Below are 19,159 nucleotides of genomic sequence, written 5' to 3'. Positions count from 1 at the left end.
CGTGTGCCTGTATTGATAAAGAACCGTTCTGCGGTGAGTAAGCGAGTGGTGTCAAGAGCCGTTGTCACTTCAATCGTTTTGGATGATACAAACCGTATCAGAGGCGCTGAAGGAGCAATTTATATTTCAGGAATTGTGAAAAGTGCTATTAGTCGTAATTTATCAAAAAGGTTGCCGAATGGATAACCTTTGTACAGGACTCATTGATGAATTACTTAGCAGTCTTAGCAGTCTTTTTGATACCTTGCCATCTTTCTCGCAGTTGCTTCAAGTTAGGCGTATGACCACCATAACGCCAACTAACATAGGCTTGGCTAATCTCATCTATTACCTCAGCAGTTGCTAGGGCATGATGCTGGTATGAGACTCTGGCATACTCCAAGGGTGTTTGGGCTGGATGTTTGCCTAAACCTTTTTGGGTTGTCCATTGCAGCATTTGTTGATAAAGGCTTTCCATTGCTGGCAATTTCTTTAACCATCGACGGTTCCGCCACTCTCGCCACTGACCCCAACCCAGCCAACTGAAGAAAGCTGCTATAGTTGCCAAGATTAAGCCAGTCAATACGCCAAACCAACCTTGAGAAAATAAAGCTAAAAACCAAGCGATCGCTCTAATTATCCAACTCAATATTGTCCCAAATACATTATTTAACAAACCTGTTACCGGAGAGGGCAACCATCCAGCAACCCAGTGCCACAACTGGCGCAACACACTAAAACTGTGAGTGTCTTCAACAGATGGTGGTATCAGAGGATGATTGGGAATCGGGTCAAAAGCAAACCAACCATATTTAGGAAAATACACTTCCGTCATCGCATAAGCGTCAGTATTACGGACAACATACAGCCCTGTAAATGGATTAAATTCTCCGGCACTAAACCCCGCCACTAACCGCGCTGGGATGCCAATGGAACGCAGCATCACCGTCAGAACTGTAGAGAAATGGTCTGGATAGCCTCCTTTTTGCTTAAACAAAAAAGTTTCTACCAAGTCTTCTTTTTCACTCAAATAGGGCAATCCTAAAGGATTTTGGGGAACAGAGTAGTGTTGCTTCAGGTATTGAGCTAAGTAGAGAGCCTTTTCATAAGGTGAATCTAGGCTTTTAGAAGACTTTGAGACTTTTTCTTGATTGTAGTTAGCAAAAATTTCTTCGGTGCGTTCCCGGACTTTTTCGGCAATTTCGGGAGGAATTTGCAGATAATACTTTTTAATATGTTTTGGATAATTAGTAGAAGCTTCACCTAATAAAGTGCGATCGCGGTATGGTACTGCGGAAATTACTGTGTAAGTCAGTCCTTCTGATAATTCCACAGGCGATCGCAATCCATCTTCTTGATCAACAGCGATCAGTGGTGTCGGAAAATAAACCTCCTTGGGATAACTCATCGCTGGAATTAGGTTAGGCAAATCCGACACCATTGTATAAGTTTGTACTACCTCTTGGGTTTTACCAGTAAGCACAGATGGGTAAAGAAAAATTTGGGAAGACCAAGGCGATCGCCTGACAGTCGTAACATCTTCATTCCGGGAAACCTCCCATCCCTTACCTGTATAACGGTCAAATCCTAATACTCGCCAAAAACCCTCAGCTTGCGATCGCACCCGCATTACAACCTTGGGTTTCATCTCGCCGCGCAGATTTTGGTTAATTTGGCTATTAAAACCGTAATAAAAGTTATCATCTACTTTTCCGGGTTGACCAGTTTGGTTTTGCCCCGTACCACTACCTTGATTACTACCTTTACCTTGACGGACATAACCAGGATTAATGATACTACGTCCTGTGAAACTACCTTTTACTTGAATAGCAGAACTTACCGGAAAATTCCGTAATTGATAGCCAGGGAATCTGGGTAAAATAGCAAAAATTGCCAGCCCCAGACCGACAATTAGCAAAAAATTCAGAATTAAAAATTTAAAATTAAGAGTTGAGGAATTTTTCTGATGGGATTTTTCCTTTTGAGTTTTTAATGGCTGCAAACCCAAGCGTGAGCGATAATCTAATACTAAAGTTGGGAGAGCGATCGCTAAAAATAACAGCAGCACAGGTGCAAATGCTAAAGTCTGACTTAGCGTTGCCGCCACACCTAATAAAATCACTCCTATAACAATCGAATAGCCCAAATCTTTGCGGCGGGGCGTATCAAAGCTGTGTAACACCTGTAGTTGAATTAATAACTCTGCCAAACTCAACCGCGTATCATTCAACTCCCCCACCAACCGCCCAAACAAAGCACCCAGTGCTGCTAACATTCCGATGGCGATGCAGAACTTAACGGCAACATTAGCATCGCGGCGACAATAATAACTCCAAATTGCACCTACTGCACTCAGGGGTAATGCCCAAAAACTGAATGAAGTCTGGGCGGCGATATCTGTCGCCACAATTCCCAAAATAACCAACGCTAGCACCAGCACCCGCAAGAAAATTGAATCTTCCACTTCTATCAAACGCGACCCGTGCGGATTTCGCCGCCAGAAATTACCTACAGGCAGAGGCCAAAACCGATTTATTCTGGATAAGTTAAACATTTGATGCAAGGGACACAATACCAAAGACGTAATTGCCTACCTTACTACTATGTCAAATAAAAAATGAAATGATTGATCGGGGGAGATATGCTGAGAAAACAAGACGCCAGAACGCGGAGAAATTATTAAATACTCTCTCCGTGTCCTCGCGTCTTTGTGTCTTTGTAATAACTGCTTCTCGTAGACACCCTAATGACCGCCTGTTGAAAAATAAGATAAGCTTCAAAAGCCGCAAAATCCTCTTAATATATATTGGCGTTGCTCGACGTAGTGTGCTAGCGGTGGCAATTTAAACTAAATCGTCAGACTAATGACAAACAGCAACGACTGTTGGTCTATTTCTGGAAACTCAACTTCCAGGGTATAACTTGGGTGAAGTTGTTCGCAGCCTAACTCTACAGTTAAGTATCCCGAAGTCGAAGATGTTGTCATTGCTAAGGTGCCACTTCCCCGCAACGTCAAAGTTCCTTTAACGGGTAACTCAGCTTGAACAAGTAACTTCGTAAGTTTACCTAGAGACTGGTATTCTACTTTGATGTTCAAAGTACCAACACTGGTTAGCCATTGTCTTTCTACCACTGGGCTGGTTGCTGAAACTGGTAGAGTCAAATTTTCTAGCAGTTGTTTAGCTGCTAGCAACGACAAAGCCATCTGTTGGCGCGGTTGTAAATCTGAGTAATCGCTCTGAATATTGGGCAGTGTCTCCATATTTACAGACCGATAGGTGCTTCTTAGCACCAATCCCGCTATATCGTTTAGTGCTTGAGAGTCGTTGGGAAAAAAGTTCTCCACCGCCTGAACTAATTTTGCCCCCAGAGGCACTGAAGATGTAACCAACGCCTGACACTGTTCTAGCAATTGCCGGAAAACTCTCTCCGGTAAGGGACGCGGCAGGTTCAACTGAGACTGTTGTACCATCCATCCCCAGGTAGGGACGAGTGTCATTGACGGCTCATCAATAAAATCGGGATACTCGATTAAGTGTGTTTCCCAAGGAAACAACGGTGGGTGGTCTTGGACTTGGATTTGTAACCGACGCTTAAGGACGGCTTGGAAACGATCTTGCACAGTAGGAATTTCTCCCAATTGAAAGGTCTGGGGCATCCCTCCCAATTCTGGCTCACTGCTTTTTGAAGCAGTGGCTTCCTTGAGGAGGTTTTTTACCCCGTCATTTTCCTCACATTCTACCGATTCCTCGTTAGTTTTGACATTATCTGTCAATAACCAATCGAGACACTGGTGTTGTAAGGATTCTGAGTCACTATTCATGAGTAGATGCACCTGATCCGGATACTAATGAGTTACGAATTTCCCAAGCTTGTTCAAGAATCTTAAACCACCGTTTTTGAAGTTGTGCCATTGACAACCCTAAAGTTTTTGCTATTTTTTCATCAGCTTGTCCTTGTTGCTTCAACTCTAGTAAAGACCGTTGCTTATTGTCCAGCTGTGCTGTATATACTTGCCATTGCTGGGGAGTTAAGCCCAAATTGGTGTGCAAAGAAGCTTCCAGCCATTCGTGAACTAATTCCCAACGGTGCAACAAGGCAAACCGAATTAAATGATACTTAAAGCGCTGTTGCAAATAATCTCTCTGACGAGGGGTTAAACCTAAAACCGACTCAATTTCCTGTGCTGATAAATCCTGGAGGCGCAAGGAAAAGTAATCAGCGCAGTCAGATTGTTGCCGTTGTTCGAGATAAGTCATTAATTCTGTAACGACAACGGAGCGCAAGGTGTCTTCTTCGGGTTCGGGTTCGACTTGGGTTGCCATTGTGGAGCGCAATTGGTAAACTGCTGGTTCTTCCCAAGAACCGTCAGCTTCACTATTGCTGCCTTCTGCGGCTTGTTCTATATCTACGCTGGTTTCTGGGGGCTGGTGTTGGGAAAAAGTTTGCGCCCGCAGGATAATTAGCTGCTGCTGACGGCCTGGTAAGGGAATGCGTCGCTTGCCGTAGCGCTCGGTAAATGCCATATACTCGGACAATTCTAAAAGTGTCTGAGGGCGATAAGTGGCATCAAGTTGATTTTCTCGCCGGAAAGCGTTCAATGCCTCTAGATAAAAACTCTGGAGAAAATCTTCAATTATAGTCAGCCGCCCTTGATAGCTCAATTGCTTCTGAGGGGGATTAATGTATCGATAAACGATCGCACTCAGAGTACTGTGTAATTCTACCCTGCCCCGATTTGAACCCAACTGATAGTACCTGAGACACTGTTGCAGCCGATGCCGAGCTAGGGTCATCGCCGAGCTTTCTACAGTTCCAGAAGCTTGGATACGTTTGCTTTCATGACAAATCCGGTAGACTTCGGTGGTAATACGTGTTGCGACATCGTGGCAATTTTGTGCCGAAGCTTTGGTTGACTGCTGAAACTCCCTGGACAGGAGTTGAAAGATCACCTCCACGCCTTGAGAATTTTCTTCCAGAATATTTGCAGATAGAATAGTTGCGGTTGCGGCTGAATTCATAGTCTCAGTTTTCAAAAAACCCTAACGTTTTTAAATACAACCTGTACGACTGTGGGTATTGGCTTTTTTGGTTTTACGTATAAGCTAAACGCAGACCAATCCTACATTTAGGATGTGGCTGATTTTATTATTCCCAACTTTCATGGGATTGTTCACACTTTGATAGATGTTATTGCCATTACCCAGGAGCCGTATACAAGTCATTATGGATTTAGAAGCACAAATTCAATTGCTGATTGACAATGCACCCCGCGATGGTATGACACCACATCTTGTTGAAGCAATTGCTCCTGCCCTTAGAGCGATCGCTCAAAAATTACGCTACTCCCACTACTATATTCTCCAAAATTCGGAGGCAAGCTGGGTTTTAACTACATTAAGCAATCGTGCTAATCCAGGATTGGAAAAGCGTGTTATCTACGCTTTCCCTACCATACAGGATGTCTCTCTAATTTCCCCTGCTGGGCTTGACCCTCAAATGCTAGCTGAAATTGTTCCTGTAACCCATATTTTGTTCCAAATGGTGGCATTAGAACCCGTAGATAGTATCGTTTTTTTGGAAACGCCGGGTCAGACCACCCATACCGTTGAAGTTCGGCGAACAGAATTAGAAAAACTCATGCAACAACAGTTGCGACAACAGCGATCGCCTAAACAGATACCCCCTGATATTGCATAGAAAAATTTTGGATGTAGGATTTTTTAGATACAATCCCACATCCAAAATTTTAAATCTCAAATTCCTTTAAAAAAGTTTTCTAAATCAGGGAAAAAATAAATTTTTTCTTTCACTTACACCACGCGACTGGCTAAACTCTTGCTGAAACCTAAAATTTTTTAAAAAACAGTTCTCAGTGAACATTTTTCCGTTTTAAAATTTTAGTTTCCCACTGAACAGAGTCTCAGACTTAAGAACTTCCAAATAAAATAATCTCTCTCCTCTTAGGAAAGAGATTATAATTTTCTTTCCTCATGCCAATGCTGAAGCTTGGGGTTTAGCAAAAATCATCCGTCCTGCTGTAGTTTGTAAAGCACTGGTGACTACTACCCGCAGTTCACCACCCACATAATTGCTACCTTCTTCAACAACAACCATTGTGCCGTCATCTAGGTAGCCAATGCCTTGACTGGGTTCTTTACCTTCCTTGAGAATTTTCAAATCAAGGTTGTCACCAGGTAAATAACTCGGACGGACGGCATTCACTAAATCATTTACATTCAAAACAGGTACTTTCTGAACACTGGCAACTTTGGATAAGTTGTAGTCGTTAGTTAGCAGTGTGCCGCTAATTTCTTGGGCAAAGCGCACTAACTTGGCATCCACTGTGGGAATATCTTCGTAGTCAACTCCATTAATCAGGATGCGATCGGGATACTCTTCCCGAATGCGGTTGAGAATTTCTAGTCCTCGTCTTCCCCGCACCCGCTTTTGGTCTTTGCTAGCATCCGCTACTTGTTGCAGTTCTTGTAAGACAAACTGCGGCACGAGAATTTGCCCTTCCAGAAACCCTGTTTCTAGTAAGGCTTCAATGCGACCATCAATAATGCAACTGGTGTCTAAAACTTTGGTATTGGCGGGTTTTAGCGTTCCTTCCACTACCATCGATTCCACAGTGTTGGGATTAATGAACCGCAATAAGCCTCGCCCGTGGGTATCTGCCAAATTCATCCCAGTCACGGAGAGGATAATACTGCCGACAACTGCCACCAGTGGCTTAATAAATCCAAAATTTGCCGGTATAGGTAGTAAAAATAGCGGGGCTAGCATCAGGTTAGCTAGCAATAGCCCAATCACTAAGCCAATGGCACGAGTTAAGATCACTTCCAGAGGCATTTCTTTGATTTGTGATTCTAAGCGACGATATGTCGTCTGGAAACTCAGCCCGATCGCACCACCAATAATCGCGCCAAAGACGGCAACGACTAAGCGTAAAGCTTCAAGATTTGTTACCTGATCTAGCGTGCTATTGGGTAGTAGTTCAATGCTGTAGAACCCTATTCCCGACGCTGCTAGGATAAATGAGAAAATAATAATGGCGTCAAGCATGGTTGTCTTGTTTTCCTACAACTGTGTTAACCGATAAAGTTAAGTATTTTTTATTTCATCGGTAAGATAAACTAATCAATATTGACCCTTCTCTAGGAGACGCTACGCGAACGCTCAGGGTCAACAGTGAGCGAAGCCGAACTGTTGACTTACACTAAGAGTTTAGTAGGGCAATATCTGCAATTATTATAACGAAAGGCTTTTATCTTAATATTTTTGAGCATTTTATTGTAAAAGGACAAAAACTTGTAAATAAACGACTCATTTTCATTGTTTCTAATTCACAGTTGGGTTAACTTAAAACTTTTCTCAAAATGAGTCAAAAATTTAGGATTTCGGGAATTCCGAGTTCTGCTTATGTGCATATTCCCTTTTGTAGACGGCGGTGTTTTTATTGTGATTTCCCGGTGTCTGTTGTGGGCGATCGCTTGCGGGGCGAAACATCTGGTACTATCTCCCAATATGTTGAGGTGCTATGTAAAGAAATTGCCATGACACCAGCATTTGGTCAACCCCTGAAGACAATTTTCTTCGGTGGTGGTACTCCTTCCCTGCTATCAATAGAGCAGTTACAAGGTATAGTGACAGAGCTAGAGAAGCATTTTGGGATTGCGTCTGGGGCAGAAATTTCTATGGAAATCGACCCAGGCACGTTTGATTTAGCACATATCGCAGGCTATCGCAGTGCAGGCGTGAACCGCGTAAGTTTAGGTGTACAAGCCTTTCAAGCAGAATTATTGCAAACGGCGGGGCGATCGCACTCAGTTGAAGATATCTTTGTAGCTATGGAACTAATCCACCAAGTCGAGATTCCCGAATTTAGTTTAGACTTAATTTCCGGGTTGCCGCATCAGTCTTTGGCTCAATGGCAGGATTCCCTAGCAAAAGCGGTGGCGCTTGTACCGACTCACATTTCCATCTATGATCTTACCATTGAGCCAGGTACAGCCTTTGGTCGTTATTACAAACCTGGTGATACTCCTTTACCCACGGATGAAGCCACAGTCAAAATGTACCAGATGGGGCAGCAGATTTTGACTGATGCAGGTTATGAACATTATGAAATTTCCAATTATGCCCAACCTGGTCATCAGTGTCGGCATAATCGAGTTTATTGGGAAAACCGCCCTTATTATGGCTTTGGTATGGGTGCGGCGAGTTATGTTGACGGGAAACGCTTCACACGTCCGCGTAAAACTAGGGAGTATTACCAGTGGGTGCAAGCTGGTGGTGCAATTGATTGTGATCTGACTCCCCCGAAGGAAGTATTGTTAGAAACGTTAATGTTGGGGTTGCGTTTGGCGGAGGGTGTGAGTTTGGCGGCGTTGGCGGAAGCATTTGGGGAAGAGAAAGTAGAGGAAATTTGCAGATGTTTGCAACCATACGTTGATCAAGGTTGGGTGGAAGTTGGTGGGGGAAGGTTGCGTTTGATTGATCCACACGGTTTTTTGTTTTCTAATGTGGTGTTGGCGGAATTGTTTGAAAAGTTGGGGTGATGAATTGCTTATGCAGAAGAATAAAGTTAGAAAAGCTGTGATTCCGGTGGCTGGTTTCGGGACTCGGTTGTTTCCAGCTACCAAAGTTGTGAAAAAAGAACTCTTCCCGATTATTGATCGAGATGGTAGGGCGAAACCTGTGATTATCGCAATTATTGAAGAGGCAATTAGTGCTGGAATTGCAGAAGTTGCGATCGTGGTACAGCCGGATGACAAAGAAATATTTAAAGATTTATTGAAAAATCCACCCAAAAAAGAACTTTTAGATAAACTTTCACCGCAAAATCAAGAATATAGCCGATATCTCGAAGATTTAGGTAACAGAATTACCATCTTATTGCAAGAGGAGCAATTGGGCTATGGTCATGCGGTATTTTGTGCCAAGGATTGGGTACAAAATGAGCCGTTTATGTTAATGTTGGGCGACCACATTTATGCTTCTGACATTGAAAAATCTTGTGCTAGTCAAGTTTTAGATGTTTACGAACAAGTGAATCAAAGCATTGTGAGTTTAACTACAATGCCAGCAGAAATTATTCATAAAGCTGGGTGTGTAACAGGAGTTTGGCAAGAGTTAAACTCGATTTTGTCAGTAACACAACTCTATGAAAAACCTAGCATTGAGTATGCACAACAGCATTTGTGTGTAGAGGGAATGGCAGAAAATGACTTTTTAGGTATATTTGGCTTATATTTACTAACGCCGAAAATTTTTGACTTGATCGCAGAACACATCAATAAAAATTTCCGAGAACGAGGTGAATTTCAGTTAACATCCTGTCTGGAAAGATTGCGTCAAGAAGAGGGAATGACAGGATATGTTGTTAAAGGTAAGTGTTTTGATACAGGTTTGCCAGATGCTTATCGTCAGACAATGATTGATTTTAGAAATTTCTAGATGAATCTTAGTTCAAAAAGTATTGGGCGAATAGAATTCGCTACTACACAAGCAAAGTCCACCTCTGTGGACTAAGAAAATTGGAGTTACTAGTAGCCATTAATTACGAATTATGAATTATTTTGCAACGGTTGCTCGCGGATTAGAAACCCTCGCGGCTCAAGAGTTAGAGCAACTGGGTGCCCATTCGGTAGAGCCAGGGTTTTGCGGTGTAGCCTTTGAGGGCGATCGCACTCTACTTTATCGCGTCAACCTCTGGGCTAGGCTACCATTCCGAATCTTGGTGAATATCCATGAGTTTCCTTGCCAAGATGCTAAGGATCTCTATCGTGGAATTCAAACTATCGATTGGGTAAACTATTTAACACCAGACATGACGCTGGCGGTAACTACCACAGGTAAAAACGATCGCCTCAACCACAGCCACTTCACATCTCTCCAGATCAAAAATGCGATCGTAGACCAGCAGCAGGAAAATCTAGGCGATCGTTCAAATGTAGAGCTTCATGACCCAGACGTGCGGATTAATGTTCATATTGAACGCGATTTTTGTAGCGTCAAACTCGACAGTTCTGGAAATAGTCTACACCGCCGAGGCTACCGTCCTGCGGTTGGAGCAGCCCCTCTCAAGGAATCTCTAGCTGCTGCTCTAATTCAGCTTTCCGGCTGGCAGCCAGACCAGATGTTCTATGATCCTCTCTGTGGGTCTGGCACCTTACCCCTGGAAGCCAGCTTAAAGGCACTTAACATCGCACCAGGGCTATTTCGGGATTGCTTTGGATTTGAAAATTGGCTCGATTTTGACCTGCCCCTTTTAGAAAAACTGCTCCAAGAAGCTAAAGACAGCCAACTGGATACCCTAACTGCGCCTATTTGGGGAAGCGATCGCGATGAAAATGTGATTGATCAGGCGATTAACAATGCTCAAAGCTGCGGCGTTGATAACCATGTCTGGTTTTCTCAAATGGAACTTGCCGATGTTGTCGCCCCCGCAGACAGTGGGGTTTTATTCTGCAATCCACCCTATGGCGAACGACTGGGGCGAGATAGTGATTTAGGGGCGTTCTATAAACTTTTGGGCGATGTACTAAAACAACGCTTCAAAGGCTGGACTGCATTTGTGCTAAGTGGCAACAAGGAACTATCTCAATCGATTGGACTAAAATCATCCCAGAGGATTGCAGTGTTCAATGGAACCTTGCCCTGTCAGTTAATGAAATATGACCTGTACTAAGGGAATCCCAAAAATTGAAGTCCTCAATAACTGATTTAACAAAGTTTAGGGGTTTAATTCCCTTGCCTCTACAGGTAGCAAGTTTTGTGGCGGGGTCTAAATCCCCGTTGCAAAACTTAATTACGAATTACGAATTACGTTAGCGTAGCGGTAGCGAATCCGCGTACTCTTACAGAGAAGCAAGCTACGCTTTTAGCGTCTCGTAGAGAGCGTCATTACGAATTACGAATTATTTTAAAGCAGGCGACTTAGTGTGTACTCAGCTATGTTAATTAATGCCTGATGGGATTCTGAGGGTGGGAGAACTGCAAGATGTTCAATTGCTAACTTAGCATGGTCAGCAGCTAACTCTCGCGCCTGCTGTATACCTTCACTATCTTTAATTAGTTCCAGTGCTTGCTCTAAATCCCCTTCTTGGGCAAACTCTCGATCAATCAGCACTTCCAAAGATGGTTTTTGGGCTAAAGCAAATAAAACGGGTGCAGTCAGATTACCACTTTTGAGATCCGACCCCACTGGTTTACCCAAGGCATCTGTTGTACTAGTAAAATCTAGAATGTCATCAACAATTTGAAATGCTATACCAAAATGACGACCGTAGCTATACATATGCTCAACAGTTTCTCGTGATACTTCACTGAGTAACCCAGCAGCTTTAGAACTGTTGGCAATTAACGAAGCTGTTTTGTAATAACTCTTCTGGAGGTAAGTTTCAATAGAGATACCAACATCAAAACGATTTAGTCCCTGCTGGATCTCCCCAGTAGCCAGATCCATAATCACTTCTGAGAGCAGTTTCACCACCTCCAAATTGTCCAAGTTTGCTAAATACCAGGACGATTGGGCAAAGAGAAAATCTCCTGCTAATATCGCAATGCGGTTCCCGAACAAACTATGAACCGTGGGAACGCCTCGCCGCACGTCTGATTCATCCAGCACATCGTCATGTACCAAGCTGGCTGTATGAATCATTTCCGTAATCTCAGCTAGGCGGCGGTGACGCGGCGTAATGTCTTGTTCTAACATTGTTGCGCGCGACATTAACAGGACAATTGCTGGTCTGATACGCTTTCCCCCAGCTCCGAATAAATGTTCGGCTGCTGCAAACAAAATGGGGTGGCGATTTCCAACTAGCTGTTTGAGGTTATCTGCTAGTAGTCGCAGGTCTGTTTCCACAGGGGTAAACAGGGAGGTGGCTGGGGTCATGGATGGGCGGACTCTGGCTTAGGTTACGAAAGTTTACATATCCTACACTCATTTTAAGATAACGCTGTGCCAGTGCAAAGTTTTCATAAAGTAATCCCATATTTATGAGTATATGGGTGATAATTAAGCTTGATGGTGGTTATGTCAATAAGCAATTATGCTTAATTGTTGGAAATTCCGGTTTTAAACTAATTTAAAACATGAATTCTCAGTAGATGGAAATAGATATAAGCTTAAATTGTGTTAAGTAATTTCCTAGTCCACGTTTCCCCCCACAGATCAAAACGTAATTTAAGCAATATTACTTATTGAGAAAATGGATACAATTTAAAATTTTCGCCAATGGGTAAGACTAAATTTCTCCAAGACTGAAGTGCAGCTATTCAAAAAATTTTAAATTTAGCATCAAACTGGGCTTAAAATTCAGAGTCATTGTGTTAGGCTAAAATATAGTAATTTTAAATTTTTCAGATATTCACACCCCAAAGTTAAGTCAGCTACTAGTTGATTTTATGGGCTTGGTGATCTAAGTCTAAAATAACTACTCGTAGCTTAGATTAAGGAAATAATTCCTTTTATTTTTCCTACGATCAGCGAAACTCCTGGTTGGGAGCTATGCGATATCCCTATGGAAAGCCGTTACACGTCTTCAGCGCACGTTTAGCGCAAGCATTGCTCTTTTCACATCAGTTTGAGCAAAAATAAAGCAGATAAAGTAGACAGATGAGAATCGGAGTTTTAGATTGCCAAACGGCAAGCTAACTACTGTGGTATCTATGGTCTGCAAGAAGTCGCATTAGATAATAAATTCTCTGTCCGTAGATAATCTTATCTCTACAGGTAATTTTACCATAGTCAGCTAGAGCCATCAAGAATGCACTTGCTTGGCTGAGGTTCTACTAATTTTATGCAATTTTATATTCGTTTAAAAGGTGCTAATAGAACAATGATTTACGGAAGTATGTCTATGATGATTTTTATTTTAGCGTCTGGATATTTGTTCACAGTCTACCTGTTATTAGCACTGGCAAAGCGAACGGGCACAAAGACTATTCCTACAAGTTTGCCTTCATCTGCCAAAGGTAAACACAAGCAGGAGATATCAGTAAGGACAAAGGTGACTGAAGTATTTAGGAGTTAGGAGTTAGGAGTTAGGAGAGACGCGATTAATCGCGTCTGTACAGGAGTTAGGAGTTAATAATTTAAAACTCCTAACTTCTCATTTTTTAAGTAGTTTTATTGGAGTTGAGAAATAGCGGTATTAGTGAAGCAAACCTCTTCAACCACTGGGGTATAGCCTAGCCACTGCAATCCTGACTGGGAAAACTGCTGTGGACAACCGGTGACAGCGAAGCGAGTTGGTAGTGGTGAGTGGGTATTTCTTAAGCCTAGTAAGTCTAGCTCTTGGGCACAAGCTGCCGCAACATGCACAGCTGGATCAATCAACTGGACTTGAGAGGAGAGGAGCGATCGCAATACTGGCGTAAGGTGGGGATAATGGGTACAGCCGTGAACTAAGGTGTCAATTTCCTGCTTTAATAAAGGCTCTAAGTAGGCTCGTGCGACTTCAGCAGTGTAAGCATCGTGAATGCGGTTTTGCTCAATGAGCGGGACAAACTCTGGACATCCAACTTGCCAAACTTGGACATTAGGATCAATTTCGAGTATGGCGTGCTTATAAGCATTACTCTTAGCCGTAGCTGGAGTGGCAATCACACCAATGCGCTTTCCTTGCTGTACTGCTGCCCTTGCCCCTGGTAAAATCACTCCCAAAATGGGTATGTTGAATTCTTGACGCACAGTTTCTAGGGCTAGGGCGGAACTGGTGTTGCAAGCCATAATCACCATTTTTACCTGCTGCTGCTGTAGCCAGGTAATAATTTCACGGGTAAATTGTAAAATTTCTGCTTGTGAACGAATTCCGTAAGGAAGTCGAGCTGTATCCCCAAAGTAAACAATTGATTCATTGGGGAGTTGCCGATATAGTTGTCGCAGTACTGTTAGTCCACCCACACCACTATCAAAGATGCCAATTGGTGCGCGTTGGGGTTCTTGATTTGAAAAATTGCCAAGATTTCCTTCAAAGATGGAAGATGGATACACAGGCAGATATTGATTTAGGTTTTTGGATATAAAATAGAGAATCTAGCAGAGAATTGACTAATTTACCACTAAATTCTGCACGGAAAACAAGTCTTTAGACAACCTCTTAAATAAGTAATTTGTACTATATTAGCGGTGTAAGTATTTGAGGATGCCACGAGCGATCGCTTCTGCCATCCGATTTTGATACTGTGGTGTTCCTAATCTAGGATTATCCTCGTAACCAGTCATATAGCCTGTTTCCACTAAAATCGAGGGTATGGAGTTTTTCCTGAGAACGTAGAATCTGGCTTTGCGGGTTCCCCGGTTTTTGATAGTACCGATGTCCTGGAGGATGGTATTGCGAACTACTTCCGCCAGCGCATAACCACTGTCGTAATAATAGACTTCTAAGCCATTGACATCAGGGCGATTATCAACCGAATTAGCGTGAATGCTAACAAACAAAGTCGCATTAACTCGTTTGGCAATCTCTACCCGTCCCTGAAGTTCTACGAAAAAGTCAGCATCCCGCGTTAGTACCGCTTGTACACCATTTTGCTCTAAAATTGCTGCTACCCTTTTACCAATAGGCAGGATTACATCCTTTTCTAAAAGTCCACCCAGACCAGGAGCGCCTGAGTCTTTTCCACCATGTCCTGGGTCAATAACTACTACCAATTTCCCTTTGGGAACCGCGGAGTGTGTCCGTGGCTGGGAAATTGTCCGGGGATTATCTATGGGGTTTGGGAATTGTCCTGAGTTTACCGATGGCAGGGGAGGTAAAGCAATGGGGGGTGTGATGCTACTAGAGCGTTGTAATTGTAGAGCTAAAAGCTGATCGCCAATCTGGTTGAGTTCCCCAATTTGCACATCGGCTGCTGGTTGAACCAAGACGACGACACTATTGGATTCTGCTGGTTGGAGGCGTACCCGCAAGATAGGGCTATTAGCACTAAAAGCCGGACCTATGACTTTTGGAGCTAATTTAGCATTGTTAATAGTGATGCGGAACAGACCAGAGGTTGTATCCCAGCCGCCTGTAGCAGATAAAGTTTGGTCGGCTCTAATCAGCAGTTGTGTGCCATTATTAGCCAGTTCCACAGACTGAATACTCGCTGTTGAGTTGTTAGCGGGTTGTATAGGCCGTACACTGTTACCTCCAGGCAACTGGGCAACGCCATTATTGGGTAGAACCACAAAACCATCAACACTGCTACTAGTTGCTCGCCAATTTGGACTATTTTCATCCACCTGTAAAGTCAGGCGAACAACAGATGGGCTTGTTTGCAGTTGGGTGAACTGGATACGGCTGACACCATAGCGATTAATCACCAAATCTCGCTGCTCTAGATTTGGTGATAAAGTTGCGCCAGTGATGTCGATGTTGATTGCTTTCTGATCGTTGCTACGATTTACCTGAATCTGAGGATTACCACCACTTGTAGTGATGAAAAACCCATCACCTGTTACCCGTAAGTTCTCAATTTGAGTAACCCTGGCAACAAGCATTCTGTTGTTAGGTGGATTGAGAGAGCCAGTTCTGACCACATTGTAAATATTCCTTGGGGAGAACGTTGGTGTAGATGTTCTCGGTGAAGTTTCTCTGGCGATAACTTCTCCTTGCTGCCCCTCAGTATTTTTTGCGGGGACATTTTCGGCTTCTGGCGTAGGTAATTGCACTGTCCAGCGTTCGCCAGTTGTGGCGAGAAATTGGACTCGTTTGGGGTCAAGAGTATAACCAGCAGTCAATTCAACGACTATCCGCGTTGTTTGTTCGTCAAACTGCCCAACCCGGATGGAACGAATTCCCCCGCCCACCTGTTGGGTTAGCTGCGGACGTCCAAATGTGGTTCCCGGCAAATCAATTACTAAACGGGTGGGGTTAAAAATTAATTGTGCTTGGGGTTGAACATTCCCTAAAGTATTAATTTCCAGCCTGTTTTGATTGCCATCAAAACGCCAAGATTCGAGTTTCGCGGCCATTGCCGGCGACGATAGCATGAAGATAGTTCCAATAGTACTGGATAGTAACCAGTGTAATTTCACAGTCCTTTCTCCTGATTCACATTCATGGCAGCCGTCAACATCTCAACATATTGGCAAATCCTCACACCATCACCGCACACACTTTAATTTTGCGCTGTTATTAACACACAGCTAATGGCGTAGAATATAGCACGCTCCTCTGATTTTGCCATGCCATTAGCCCATATAAATTTGACTGCAAATTTTAGATTTTAGATTCCCAATTGAAGAAAAGCCGATTTTAGATTCATGCTGAACTAACGTCCCGCTACGCTAAGACTCCTTGTGAGTGACACAAATCGCAAATCTGCTTACTTGCAAGGTATCAGACGACAATAACAAAGAAGCTACTCTTGCTCCGCAGGAAGAATACTTAAATTGTTTTACTACTAAAGTTGGATAAAAATGGTAAAGATTAGATGTATTTACTCAATAATTTCGACTAAATTACTTATCTTCTCTTTAGATACTGAAGCACGCCACGAGCGATCGCTTCTGCCATTTGATTTTGGTAAGCTGAAGTTCTCAGCCTAGCCATATCCTCTCGACCAGTCATATAACCAGTTTCCACTAGAATGGAGGGCATAGAACTTTTTCTGAGAACATAAAATCTGGCTCGCCGCACTCCCCTGTCTTTGAGAGTACCAATACTTTGGAGAATGCTACTGCGGACAATGCGAGCTAGATCAAGACCACTGTCGTAATAATAGACTTCCAAGCCATTAACATCTGGACGACTCGCACCTGCTGAATTAGCGTGGATGCTAACAAACACATCAGCGTTAGCTCGTTCTGCTAATTGCACTCGCCCCGGAAGGGTAACAAAATAGTCAGAATCCCGCGTCAGAATTACTTGGATACCATTTTGCTGCAAAATCTCACCAAGTTTCTTACCAATAGGCAAGATAACATCCTTTTCGCGTGCCCCCCCAAGTCCCAGCGCTCCTGAGTCTTTACCGCCATGTCCGGGGTCAATAATCACTACTACTCGCCCATTGGTAACTCGGCGCTGTGGTTGTAATCGGGGCTGGGGATTGGGATTATTTAGGTCTGGGAATGGCCCCCGGTTAGGCGGTGGTAGCCCAGGTAAAGCAAAGGGGGGTCTTCCGGGGAGGGAGACAACTCGCCGAGAGGCTTGTATGGGTAGAGACAAAAGTTGGCCGCCGATTTGCTTGGGTTGCCCAATTTGGACTCCGGCTGCTGCTTGAACTAAGACAATGACAGTGTTGGGTTCTTGGGGTTGCAGACGTACCCGGAGAATTGGGCTATTGGCAGCAAAGGTAGGTCCTGTGACTCTCTTAGCTAATTTGGCATTGGGAATTGTGACGCGGAACAGACCAGATGATCTATCCCAGGTTCCGGTGGCAGATAAAGGTTGGTCGCCTCTAATTAGCAGTTGTGTGCCATGATCAGCCAGTTGCACAGACTCAATTGTAGCTGGCTTGTTGGCAGATGGTCTGTTGGGAAGGAAAACGGGTTGTGATTGATTGTCCAGTAGGTTGTTTGAATTACTACTTTGCGGCAATCTGACAACACGACTAGGTAGAATTACCAAACCACTACCGTTACTATTAGTTGCTTGCCAGTCTGGGCTATTTTTATCTACCCGCAAAGTCAGACGGACACCAGGAGGTTGGGTTTGTAGTTGGGTGAATTCGACGCGGCTAAGACCATATTTGTTAACGGGTATATTATTCTGTTGCGCCAAACGTGGTGATAAAGATGCGCCAGAGATATCCATGAAGATGTTAGCGCGATCGCGGCTGCGAATTACCTGAATCCGAGGATTACCACCACTGGTGCGAATGAACAACCCATCGCCTGTTACTTGTAATTTCTCAAGTTGAGTCGCCCCGGGTGTAGTAGTGGCAACCCTTGAAACCCCAAGTTGAGCCTCAGAGTTTGGGGTAACAACACTGTAAGCACTTCTGGTAGATGAGGCAACTTTCTCAACTTCTGGTCTAGGTAATTGCACTGTCCAGCGATCGCCAGTTGTACCAACAAATTGGACTCGTTTGGGGTCAAGAGTATAACCAGGAGTCAGTTCGACAACTATACGTGTTGTGTCTGTATCAAACTGCCCAACACGGATCGAACGAATTCCACCGCCCACCTGCTGGGTTAGCTGCGGACGCCCAAATGTAGTTCCTGGCAAATCAATTACCAGCCGAGTCGGGTTGAAAATTAGTTGTGCCTGGGGTTGAACTGCTCCTACAGTATTAATTTCCAGCCTGTTTTGATTGGCATCAAAGCGCCAAGATTCAAGTCTCGCGGCCATTGCTGGCGACGATAGCATGAAGATAGTTCCAATAGTGCTGGGTAGTAACCAGTGTAATTTCACAGTCCTTTCTCCTAATTCACGTTCATGGGAGCCGTTAATATATCAACTTATTGGTAAATCATCACACCGTCACCACCTAAACTTGACCTCTGATGCCTTTTTTGATTTTTAAGCTGTGTATTACAGCACTCCCCATTCCCCACTCCCAATTCACCGTCTCAGTAGGACTCTAAATAGCTGAAAACTGCTCTAAGACAAACTTAAATCAGTTATCAGGTTTCATATTAAGTCTAAATCCCCATGTGAAACCTTCCACCTGTAGAGGTGGGGGACTCTGACTCCCAATAAAACTAGAAAACTGATAACTGATAGCCGTTCACTGATAAGTGTTTGCTCTTTGTTGCGATTGATGCACTGAGTAAATTATTCCCATTCCTGTGAGATGATCTAGCAAGATTTATGGGTATTACTCCCAATTAGCTGGAAAATATTCAGATAAAGTCAGGACTTACGCAAACAATAGCCGAAAAGAATGATTTTCTTCTTAGGGGCAATTCATGTAGCTTTAGCTTCCCGCAGGGTATTGCCCCTACCGTATGTAGCTTTGCGTAAGTCCTAAAAGTTCCACAAGCCGAGGACTGACAACTAAGACGGAAATAACTAACATTCTGAATGCTGGTAGAAATTATAAACAAACGATTATTCTACAATCACACGGGACGGAGATTTAGGGAGAGAAGTTTCCACTGCACAATGGCAACGTCCCAAGGCACTTGAGATAGCCTTTGGGAGATGAGGGAGATGAGGGAGATGGGGGAGATGAGGGAAATAACCAATGCCCAATGCCCAATGCCCAATGCCCAATGCCCAATGCCCAATGCCCAATG

Annotated in this window: 14 protein-coding genes; 6 read left to right on the top strand and 8 right to left on the bottom strand. The window is 43.7% G+C overall.

Going from position 1 to position 19,159, the window contains the following annotated elements:
* Window positions 1-186, top strand: a 186-nt coding sequence (locus tag HWQ38_RS27540; RefSeq protein WP_292800181.1) for a hypothetical protein, incomplete at its 5' end; no start/stop codon positions are given.
* A 25-nt stretch (window positions 187-211) separates the two neighbouring features.
* Here HWQ38_RS27540 and HWQ38_RS27535 read toward each other — a convergent pair.
* The 3 genes from HWQ38_RS27535 to hetZ all read right to left on the bottom strand — a co-directional run bounded on the left by HWQ38_RS27535 (window position 212) and on the right by hetZ (window position 5,000).
* Complete coding sequence (locus HWQ38_RS27535; protein WP_292800178.1) at window positions 212-2,533, bottom strand: DUF3488 and DUF4129 domain-containing transglutaminase family protein; 2,322 nt, start codon at window positions 2,531-2,533, stop codon at window positions 212-214.
* Window positions 2,534-2,827: 294 nt separating this feature from the next.
* Complete coding sequence (locus HWQ38_RS27530; RefSeq protein WP_292800175.1) at window positions 2,828-3,802, bottom strand: PatU; 975 nt, start codon at window positions 3,800-3,802, stop codon at window positions 2,828-2,830.
* On the bottom strand, window positions 3,795-5,000 hold the full coding sequence (gene hetZ, locus HWQ38_RS27525; RefSeq protein WP_292800172.1) for a heterocyst differentiation protein HetZ: 1,206 nt from the start codon (window positions 4,998-5,000) through the stop codon (window positions 3,795-3,797). The genes HWQ38_RS27530 and hetZ overlap by 8 nt, the downstream gene beginning before the upstream one ends.
* A 205-nt stretch (window positions 5,001-5,205) precedes the next feature.
* Between hetZ and HWQ38_RS27520 the strand changes: the two genes are divergently transcribed.
* Window positions 5,206-5,679, top strand: coding sequence for a hypothetical protein (locus HWQ38_RS27520; protein WP_292800170.1), 474 nt, complete (start codon window positions 5,206-5,208; stop codon window positions 5,677-5,679).
* 291 nt (window positions 5,680-5,970) lie between these two features.
* Here HWQ38_RS27520 and HWQ38_RS27515 read toward each other — a convergent pair whose 3' ends face one another.
* Window positions 5,971-7,047: a PIN/TRAM domain-containing protein gene (locus HWQ38_RS27515; protein WP_292800167.1), complete on the bottom strand. Its 1,077-nt coding sequence runs from the start codon at window positions 7,045-7,047 to the stop codon at window positions 5,971-5,973.
* A 314-nt stretch (window positions 7,048-7,361) separates the two neighbouring features.
* Here HWQ38_RS27515 and hemW point away from each other — a divergent pair, with 314 nt between their 5' ends.
* The 3 genes from hemW (at window position 7,362) to HWQ38_RS27500 (ending at window position 10,675) form a co-directional block, all read left to right on the top strand.
* The gene (hemW, locus tag HWQ38_RS27510) at window positions 7,362-8,543 is read left to right on the top strand and encodes a radical SAM family heme chaperone HemW (RefSeq protein ID WP_292800165.1); all 1,182 of its coding nucleotides are present in this window, start codon (window positions 7,362-7,364) and stop codon (window positions 8,541-8,543) included.
* Between the two features lie 10 nt (window positions 8,544-8,553).
* On the top strand, window positions 8,554-9,441 hold the full coding sequence (locus HWQ38_RS27505) for a sugar phosphate nucleotidyltransferase (protein WP_292800162.1): 888 nt from the start codon (window positions 8,554-8,556) through the stop codon (window positions 9,439-9,441).
* A gap of 112 nt (window positions 9,442-9,553) precedes the next feature.
* On the top strand, window positions 9,554-10,675 hold the full coding sequence (locus HWQ38_RS27500) for a THUMP domain-containing protein (protein ID WP_292800159.1): 1,122 nt from the start codon (window positions 9,554-9,556) through the stop codon (window positions 10,673-10,675).
* Window positions 10,676-10,909: 234 nt separating this feature from the next.
* Here HWQ38_RS27500 and sds read toward each other — a convergent pair whose 3' ends face one another.
* Window positions 10,910-11,881 (bottom strand): solanesyl diphosphate synthase, encoded by a 972-nt coding sequence (gene sds / locus HWQ38_RS27495; RefSeq protein WP_292800156.1) that lies wholly within the window; start codon window positions 11,879-11,881, stop codon window positions 10,910-10,912.
* A gap of 946 nt (window positions 11,882-12,827) precedes the next feature.
* Between sds and HWQ38_RS27490 the strand changes: the two genes are divergently transcribed.
* Window positions 12,828-13,022 (top strand): hypothetical protein, encoded by a 195-nt coding sequence (locus HWQ38_RS27490; RefSeq protein ID WP_292800153.1) that lies wholly within the window; start codon window positions 12,828-12,830, stop codon window positions 13,020-13,022.
* Between the two features lie 95 nt (window positions 13,023-13,117).
* Here HWQ38_RS27490 and murI read toward each other — a convergent pair whose 3' ends face one another.
* From murI to HWQ38_RS27475, 3 genes are all read right to left on the bottom strand, one after another.
* Complete coding sequence (murI, locus tag HWQ38_RS27485; protein ID WP_292800151.1) at window positions 13,118-13,984, bottom strand: glutamate racemase; 867 nt, start codon at window positions 13,982-13,984, stop codon at window positions 13,118-13,120.
* A 129-nt stretch (window positions 13,985-14,113) separates the two neighbouring features.
* The gene (locus tag HWQ38_RS27480; protein WP_292800147.1) at window positions 14,114-16,012 is read right to left on the bottom strand and encodes an N-acetylmuramoyl-L-alanine amidase; all 1,899 of its coding nucleotides are present in this window, start codon (window positions 16,010-16,012) and stop codon (window positions 14,114-14,116) included.
* 430 nt (window positions 16,013-16,442) lie between these two features.
* Window positions 16,443-18,332 carry an N-acetylmuramoyl-L-alanine amidase gene (locus HWQ38_RS27475; protein ID WP_292800142.1) on the bottom strand — a complete coding sequence of 630 codons (1,890 nt, stop codon included), beginning with the start codon at window positions 18,330-18,332 and terminating at the stop codon, window positions 16,443-16,445.
* Between the last annotated feature and the right edge of the window lie 827 nt (window positions 18,333-19,159).

The sequence above is a fragment of the Nostoc sp. NMS7 genome (genome assembly GCF_017115085.1).
In the GTDB taxonomy this organism is placed as follows: domain Bacteria; phylum Cyanobacteriota; class Cyanobacteriia; order Cyanobacteriales; family Nostocaceae; genus Nostoc.
The sequence above is the reverse complement of the archived record's forward strand: the minus strand, read 5'-3'. Positions and strand labels throughout refer to the sequence as shown.